General features: G+C 37.7%; 4 protein-coding genes, 21 tRNA genes and 1 rRNA gene (1 of these 26 only partly in view). All 26 read left to right on the top strand.

The features are described from left to right. Positions 1 to 67, top strand: a 5S ribosomal RNA gene (rrf, locus tag GMB29_RS21765) (it extends 49 nt beyond the left edge of the window). 38 nt (positions 68 to 105) lie between these two features. Next, positions 106 to 181 (top strand) — tRNA-Val (locus tag GMB29_RS21760). 40 nt (positions 182 to 221) lie between these two features. Then, positions 222 to 297, top strand: a tRNA-Thr gene (locus tag GMB29_RS21755). A gap of 27 nt (positions 298 to 324) precedes the next feature. Beyond that, positions 325 to 400: transfer RNA gene (locus GMB29_RS21750), tRNA-Lys, on the top strand. Positions 401 to 412: 12 nt separating this feature from the next. Further along, positions 413 to 498: transfer RNA gene (locus GMB29_RS21745), tRNA-Leu, on the top strand. 10 nt (positions 499 to 508) lie between these two features. Continuing rightward, positions 509 to 583 (top strand) — tRNA-Gly (locus GMB29_RS21740). A 6-nt stretch (positions 584 to 589) separates the two neighbouring features. After that, positions 590 to 678 (top strand) — tRNA-Leu (locus tag GMB29_RS21735). A gap of 135 nt (positions 679 to 813) precedes the next feature. Then, positions 814 to 890: transfer RNA gene (locus GMB29_RS21730), tRNA-Arg, on the top strand. A gap of 8 nt (positions 891 to 898) precedes the next feature. Continuing rightward, a tRNA-Pro gene (locus GMB29_RS21725) sits at positions 899 to 975 on the top strand. Between the two features lie 17 nt (positions 976 to 992). Beyond that, positions 993 to 1,068 (top strand) — tRNA-Ala (locus GMB29_RS21720). 28 nt (positions 1,069 to 1,096) lie between these two features. Continuing rightward, positions 1,097 to 1,173, top strand: a tRNA-Met gene (locus GMB29_RS21715). Positions 1,174 to 1,177: 4 nt separating this feature from the next. Next, positions 1,178 to 1,254: transfer RNA gene (locus GMB29_RS21710), tRNA-Ile, on the top strand. A gap of 12 nt (positions 1,255 to 1,266) precedes the next feature. Beyond that, positions 1,267 to 1,359, top strand: a tRNA-Ser gene (locus GMB29_RS21705). Between the two features lie 37 nt (positions 1,360 to 1,396). Next, positions 1,397 to 1,473 (top strand) — tRNA-Met (locus GMB29_RS21700). A 4-nt stretch (positions 1,474 to 1,477) separates the two neighbouring features. After that, positions 1,478 to 1,554 (top strand) — tRNA-Asp (locus GMB29_RS21695). Positions 1,555 to 1,572: 18 nt separating this feature from the next. Next, positions 1,573 to 1,648 (top strand) — tRNA-Phe (locus GMB29_RS21690). Between the two features lie 27 nt (positions 1,649 to 1,675). Then, positions 1,676 to 1,751, top strand: a tRNA-His gene (locus GMB29_RS21685). A gap of 9 nt (positions 1,752 to 1,760) precedes the next feature. Then, positions 1,761 to 1,834 (top strand) — tRNA-Gly (locus GMB29_RS21680). A 24-nt stretch (positions 1,835 to 1,858) separates the two neighbouring features. Beyond that, positions 1,859 to 1,935, top strand: a tRNA-Ile gene (locus tag GMB29_RS21675). An 11-nt stretch (positions 1,936 to 1,946) separates the two neighbouring features. Next, a tRNA-Asn gene (locus GMB29_RS21670) sits at positions 1,947 to 2,021 on the top strand. Between the two features lie 3 nt (positions 2,022 to 2,024). After that, positions 2,025 to 2,115, top strand: a tRNA-Ser gene (locus GMB29_RS21665). 15 nt (positions 2,116 to 2,130) lie between these two features. Then, positions 2,131 to 2,202 (top strand) — tRNA-Glu (locus tag GMB29_RS21660). Positions 2,203 to 2,817: 615 nt separating this feature from the next. Further along, positions 2,818 to 3,213, top strand: coding sequence for a hypothetical protein (locus GMB29_RS21655; protein ID WP_136352168.1), 396 nt, complete (start codon positions 2,818 to 2,820; stop codon positions 3,211 to 3,213). Between the two features lie 171 nt (positions 3,214 to 3,384). Continuing rightward, positions 3,385 to 3,477: a Fur-regulated basic protein FbpA gene (gene fbpA / locus GMB29_RS21650; RefSeq protein WP_136352167.1), complete on the top strand. Its 93-nt coding sequence runs from the start codon at positions 3,385 to 3,387 to the stop codon at positions 3,475 to 3,477. Positions 3,478 to 4,123: 646 nt separating this feature from the next. Next, positions 4,124 to 6,085 (top strand): 1,4-alpha-glucan branching enzyme, encoded by a 1,962-nt coding sequence (gene glgB, locus GMB29_RS21645; RefSeq protein ID WP_136352166.1) that lies wholly within the window; start codon positions 4,124 to 4,126, stop codon positions 6,083 to 6,085. After that, positions 6,042 to 7,208, top strand: a complete 1,167-nt coding sequence (locus GMB29_RS21640) for a glucose-1-phosphate adenylyltransferase (RefSeq protein WP_136352165.1) — start codon at positions 6,042 to 6,044, stop codon at positions 7,206 to 7,208. The genes glgB and GMB29_RS21640 overlap by 44 nt, the downstream gene beginning before the upstream one ends. Positions 7,209 to 7,354: the final 146 nt, after the last annotated feature.

Raw genomic sequence — 7,354 nt, 5'->3', positions numbered from 1 at the left:
AAGTTAAGCTCTTCAGCGCCGATGGTAGTTAGGGGTTTCCCCTTGTGAGAGTAGGACGTCGCCAGGCTGCTTCAAGATATTATATCAAATATGTAATCTTACTTTGGAGGATTAGCTCAGCTGGGAGAGCATCTGCCTTACAAGCAGAGGGTCGGCGGTTCGATCCCGTCATCCTCCACCATTATTAAGTACAAATAACTTAATTCCAATATTTTAATTACGCCGGTGTAGCTCAATTGGTAGAGCAACTGACTTGTAATCAGTAGGTTGGGGGTTCAAGTCCTCTCGCCGGCACCACTTATTTTAATAGAATCTTATTGAAATGAGCCATTAGCTCAGTCGGTAGAGCATCTGACTTTTAATCAGAGGGTCGAAGGTTCGAGTCCTTCATGGCTCACCATTTACACACCTTGCGGGTGTGGCGGAATTGGCAGACGCGCTAGACTTAGGATCTAGTGTCCTTGTGACGTGGGGGTTCAAGTCCCTTCACCCGCACCATTTAAATATTGCGGAAGTAGTTCAGTGGTAGAACACCACCTTGCCAAGGTGGGGGTCGCGGGTTCGAATCCCGTCTTCCGCTCCAGTAAGTGCCGGGGTGGCGGAACTGGCAGACGCACAGGACTTAAAATCCTGCGGTAGGTGACTACCGTACCGGTTCGATTCCGGTCCTCGGCACCAATATAGAAAAGCGGAGAAAGCCCGCTTAAAGCGATTAATGTTGGAGCTTCTGAGAAGGAGTTGTAATTTAACTCCGCAGGAAGAAGTGAAACAGCCGTACGGTTTGGCTTTCGCAGCTAGACAATATTATATAATGCGCCCGTAGCTCAATTGGATAGAGCGTTTGACTACGGATCAAAAGGTTAGGGGTTCGACTCCTCTCGGGCGCGCCATATCTAATCGGGAAGTAGCTCAGCTTGGTAGAGCACTTGGTTTGGGACCAAGGGGTCGCAGGTTCGAATCCTGTCTTCCCGACCATTATTTAAAACATTTATGGGGCCTTAGCTCAGCTGGGAGAGCGCCTGCTTTGCACGCAGGAGGTCAGCGGTTCGATCCCGCTAGGCTCCACCATATCATTCAAGTTTATAACATTCATTTTGGCGGTGTAGCTCAGCTGGCTAGAGCATTCGGTTCATACCCGAAAGGTCGTGGGTTCGACTCCCTCCGCCGCTACCAATTTGGACCTTTAGCTCAGCTGGTTAGAGCAGACGGCTCATAACCGTCCGGTCGTAGGTTCGAGTCCTACAAGGTCCACCATTTAAAATATACGGAGGAATACCCAAGTCCGGCTGAAGGGATCGGTCTTGAAAACCGACAGGGGTGTCAAAGCCCGCGGGGGTTCGAATCCCCCTTCCTCCTCCATATTTTATTAAGAAAGTAATAACTAAATTTTTATCGTCGCGGGGTGGAGCAGTCCGGTAGCTCGTCGGGCTCATAACCCGAAGGTCGCAGGTTCAAATCCTGTCCCCGCAACCAAAATGGTCCGGTAGTTCAGTTGGTTAGAATGCCTGCCTGTCACGCAGGAGGTCGCGGGTTCGAGTCCCGTCCGGACCGCCATTTTTATTAATCGATATTGGCTCAGTAGCTCAGTCGGTAGAGCAATGGACTGAAAATCCATGTGTCGGCGGTTCGATTCCGTCCTGAGCCACCATTTTTTTGAAAATGATTATATAATGTGGCGATTGTGGCGAAGTGGTTAACGCATCGGATTGTGGTTCCGACATTCGTGGGTTCGATTCCCATCAGTCGCCCCATTTACCTTTGCGGGTGTAGTTTAGTGGTAAAACCTCAGCCTTCCAAGCTGATGATGAGGGTTCGATTCCCTTCACCCGCTCCAAAGCTTGAAAAGCTAGACAAAAATGGGCCTATAGCTCAGCTGGTTAGAGCGCACGCCTGATAAGCGTGAGGTCGATGGTTCGAGTCCATTTAGGCCCACCATTTTATTTTATTCCGCAGTAGCTCAGTGGTAGAGCTATCGGCTGTTAACCGATCGGTCGTAGGTTCGAGTCCTACCTGCGGAGCCATATGGGGAAGTACTCAAGTGGCTGAAGAGGCGCCCCTGCTAAGGGTGTAGGTCGTGTAAGCGGCGCGAGGGTTCAAATCCCTCCTTCTCCGCCATTAAATTTAAATAATGGCCCGTTGGTCAAGCGGTTAAGACACCGCCCTTTCACGGCGGTAACACGGGTTCGAATCCCGTACGGGTCATCTTAAAACACTGTGCTATGCAGTGTTTTTTTATTTCATTATTAAATTGATCTTTCCTAAAAGTAGGAAATGTTTTTCGTTATATTCTTAATAATCAATGCCTATCCAATGAATGTTAAAACAATAAAAAAAGTACCAAAATACCTAGCAGAAAAGTCTCTGTTGGGTATTTTTTATTTTTATATAATTATTTCTTTTTTTAATTAAGTGAATCCCCTTGACATTGAGAATGATTTTCAATTAAAATATCAACAAGAAAATGATAATCATTTTCAATTAAACATCCAATATATAGACTATTTGATCAAAATCAAATGAAGGGTAACAAAACCATGATAATGATAATTTGTGAATGGTGTGGATTTTATGAGGGAGAGGAATTGATAGATATTAGACAACATGATCTATGTCCCTGCTGTGGAATGGATAGAGTAGATATGTGTGAGATAAATTAAAATTTCAGATCGTTAAAAAAAATGTGTTTATTACTTACCGAGTATGAAAATTGTCTTTACATAAATTCAAAATTAATAACAACCAATGAAATAACGTAGCCTAGAAAGGGTATTTTAAGTTATTAAGAATTAATTGAGAAATCAGAAGGGGGAAATAAGAGTGAGTAAACAATTTATTGTAGCAAAAACGTTCGAACATTTAATAGATTGCTTTTGCCCGGAAGGTGACCATGCAGAGTCTATTATTATACATAAAACAGATATCATTGAAGTTAAGGAAGATCGAAAATTTGTAATGGATAATGGTTGGTATTCATTAGTTGTCATAAATAATCAATGGTTCTTATATATGGCAATTGAAGATTTGGAGCATTATTTTAATCGAAATTACCTGTATTCTATGTTAGACATCGAATTAAAGATAAATTATTTACAATTCCAAGTGAATCAAGCACTTGATGAAGGAAATGAAGCGTTATTTATTAATAGTACATCGAGATTAAATGATATAAGTGATCTTTTAGGGATACTGAATGAAGCGAATCAAACAATTTAGAAGGAGTTTTTACATATTATTTTGCTTGAGTTAGAAATCGGCAAATCCTGTTTTAATATAAAATAAATATTACTCATCTTATGTATCTTTATTGGAGTGATTGATCATGGGTGAAATGTTGAGGAAACAAATAAACAATCAAAAAGAACGAGTAATTCAGAGTTATTAAAAATGGAATACTTTAAAGCGATAGATGATCGCCAGCTCAATGAATTAACATTGAGTCAATTAGAAAAAGAATATAGGATATTAACAGCTTTTTAGACGTTGAATATAACTTTTTGAAAATATAAATAGGATGATTATATACATTGATTAGTTGTAGTTTATATAGCATATACATTGCATTTTTCTTATCATCTTAATAAATGATAAATAGTTTTAAAAGCAATAAGATTGTAAACTCTCAATTTTATTGCTTCTTTTAATTTTATCTCCGAAGTAAGGAAAGATTGAATGAATGAAAGGAAGAACAAATTGATACATAATATAGAAGGTACATCCAAAATGAGAGGGCTTACAATTAGTGTGAGTCCTTTTTTAGATAAAGCAATAAAAAATTCATCATCGCATTCCTTTAATAAGGTAAAGCCCTCTATTTTCTTCAAAAAAATCATTCTACAAAATCCTACAAAAAGTCGAATTATTTATTATTCAGAAATAATATTTTCTTGTGATAATTTTCGTGATAAACATGGAAAAATCGCTTTTAGTCGATTTAATTATATTTTATTAAAATTAAAATCAATTTCATCAGTGTTTTTGTATGTTTTACACCAATTTACTACTTTTCCTATTCTTTCTCTTACATTTTAAAAGAATAACATTCTATTAATTATAGCTTCACTTTGTAGGAAATTGTCGTAAAAAAGAAGCGTTTACATAGAAGGGAACTATTTGTAAGTATGGAATGTTTAGCATAGAGATAATTAGAGAAAGGGTGACTTTTGTGACTGTCACATGTCCAACAGAATTTGATATTCATTTGTTTCACGAAGGACAATCATTTGAAAGTTTCGGTTTTTTGGGAGCACATATACAGGAGATTGATGGGGTAGTTGGTACCAATTTCTGTGTTTGGGCACCACATGCAAAGCAAGTAAATGTAGTTGGTGACTTTAATGATTGGATTGGACGAAATCACCAAATGGTAAGAATGAATAAGGAGGGCATATGGACCTTATTTATACCTCAACTAGGGGTTGGTGAAGTTTACAAATACGAGATCATTACAGAAGATGGTCAATCTTTATTAAAAGCAGATCCTTATGCTTTTTATTCAGAGGTTCGACCTAATACAGCGTCGATTGTTTATGATTTATCAGGCTATAAATGGAATGACCAAAAATGGAAGAGGAAAAAACGATTAAAGCAACCATATAACCAACCAATGGCCATATATGAGCTTCACTTAGTTTCTTGGAAAGTTAAAGAAGATGGTGAGTTATATACGTATAAAGAGTTAGCGGAAGAACTAATACCATATGTCTTGGAACATGGCTTCACACATATTGAACTGCTTCCAATTATTGAACATCCATATGACCGTTCATGGGGATACCAAGGTACGGGCTATTTTTCTGCGACAAGTCGTTTTGGTACACCACATGGGTTAATGGAATTTATCGATGCATGTCATCAAGAAAATATCGGGGTTATCATTGATTGGGTTCCTGGTCATTTTTGTAAGGATGCACATGGGCTCTATATGTTTGATGGCAAGCCTACGTATGAGTATAGCAATTATAAAGATCGAGAAAATTTAGAATGGGGTACAGCAAATTTTGATCTTGGTAAATCAGAAGTACAAAGCTTCCTCATTTCAAATGCAATTTTCTGGATCGAATATTTCCATGTGGATGGTTTTCGTGTAGATGCTGTAGCAAATATGCTGCACTGGCAAAATTCACACGAGTTAGTTGAAAATCCTTTTGCCGTTCATTTTTTAAAAAAATTAAATGAAGCTGTTTTTGCAAAAGAACCTGATTTGTTAATGATTGCAGAGGATTCAACTGATTGGCCAATGGTAACTGCTCCTACTTCGTCAGGTGGACTAGGATTTAACTACAAATGGAATATGGGTTGGATGAATGACATTCTTACCTATATGGAGGCTTCTCCTGAGCAACGGAATGAACTCCATCATAAAGTATCTTTCTCCCTAATATATGCTTTTTCTGAAAACTTCATTTTGCCGTTTTCCCATGATGAGGTTGTACATGGCAAGAAATCTTTACTTAATAAAATGCCAGGTGATTATTGGCAAAAGTTTGCACAATTAAGGCTTCTTTATGGATTTATGTTTTCACATCCAGGAAAAAAGCTCCTATTTATGGGAAGCGAGTTTGGGCAATTTGATGAGTGGAAGGATTTAGAACAATTAGACTGGATGCTAGAAGACTATGAAATGCATAGCAAAATGCGAGTGTACTTTAAGGAATTGCTGCAAATCTATCATAAACAAAAACCATTGTATGAGTTAGATCATTCACATGAAGGCTTTGAATGGATCGATGTTAATAATAAGGATCAAAGCATCTTTTCTTTTATAAGGAAAGGTCAAAAGGAAAATGAAATTCTTGTTATTATTTGTAATTTTAAACCAAATGTTTATCACGACTATAAAGTCGGAGTTCCAATTGAAACAGAATATGTCGAGGTCTTAAATAGTGATTTAAATGAATTCGGCGGCTCTGGTCAAATCAATAAAAAGAATCTTAAGGCATTAGAGGGTGAGTACCATGGAAGACCATATCACATTTCAATGACGATTCCTCCATACGGTATTTCCATTTTAAGAGCAGTTAAAAAAAGAGGGGAGAATAAAAATGGGAAGAAAAAAGTGCGTCGCAATGTTATTAGCGGGAGGTAAGGGAAGCCGATTGAGCTCCCTTACAAAAAATTTAGCAAAACCAGCCGTACCATTTGGCGGTAAATATCGCATTATTGACTTTACATTAAGTAATTGCACAAACTCTGGTATTGATACGGTTGGCGTCCTTACACAATACCAGCCACTAGTCTTGAACTCATATATCGGCATTGGCAGTGTTTGGGATCTTGATCGTAAAAACGGCGGAGTAACTGTTCTTCCCCCATATACAGAATCATCTGAGATGAAGTGGTATAAAGGAACTGCTAGTGCCATTTATCAAAATATTAATTATATAAAACAATATGATCCTGAATATGTGTTGATCTTATCCGGGGATCACATCTATAAAATGGATTATTCAAAAATGCTAGATTACCATATCGAAAAAAATGCGGATGCTTCCATTTCAGTGATTGAAGTCCCATGGGATGAAGCAAGCCGTTTTGGAATTATGAATACAAATGAAAAAATGCAAGTGATTGAATTTGATGAAAAACCTGCAAAGCCTAAAAATAACCTTGCTTCTATGGGTATCTACATTTTTAAATGGTCAATTTTAAAAGAATTTCTTGAAATGGATGAACGTAATCAATACTCAAGTCATGATTTTGGAAAAGATATCATTCCATTATTACTTGATGAAAAAAGAAATGTTGTAGCATATCCTTTCAAAGGTTATTGGAAAGATGTTGGGACGGTTAAGAGTCTCTGGGAAGCTAACATGGATTGTTTGAATGAGGATTCTACATTAAATTTATTTGATCGGGAATGGAAAATTTACACTGTGAACTCAAACCATCCTCCTCAATTTATTGCTGATGATGCTGACGTGACGGATTCTTTAGTAAATGATGGCTGTGTCATTTTAGGGAAAGTGGACCATTCTGTCTTATTCCAAGGTGTAACAATTGGGAAAAATACAGTCGTTAAAAATTCGGTGTTAATGCCAGATGCGGTTATTGGAACCAACGTATATATAGAAAATGCGATCATTCCAAGCGGATTAGAAGTTCCGGACGGTACAATTATTCGGCCTGATAAAAGCTCTGAAGAAATTCTTCTCGTGACAGAAGAGATTATTGAAGACATTGTCACTAATTTTGACATTAATGCTATTTAATAGAGTTGGAAAGTAAAAGATGTAAACTCAAAATCTACTAACTATGTAAGGAAAAGAGTTATTGGAGCATTAGCCTGTCTAATCACTACGTATCTTATTAATCTTTTGGCTTTGTTAAAGCTCATTGTTGATTTTGCACTAGATGA

The organism is Metabacillus sediminilitoris (assembly GCF_009720625.1).
GTDB lineage: Bacteria > Bacillota > Bacilli > Bacillales > Bacillaceae > Metabacillus > Metabacillus sediminilitoris.
This window is presented reverse-complemented; position numbering and strand designations above follow the sequence as displayed.

Bases quoted from the DNA above. Each gene is read 5' to 3' on its own strand.
- fbpA (WP_136352167.1), top strand. From the start codon at position 3,385: ATGGAATACTTTAAAGCGATAGATGATCGCCAGCTCAATGAATTAACA.
- glgB (WP_136352166.1), top strand. From the start codon at position 4,124: ATGTTTAGCATAGAGATAATTAGAGAAAGGGTGACTTTTGTGACTGTC.
- GMB29_RS21640 (WP_136352165.1), top strand. From the start codon at position 6,042: ATGGGAAGAAAAAAGTGCGTCGCAATGTTATTAGCGGGAGGTAAGGGA.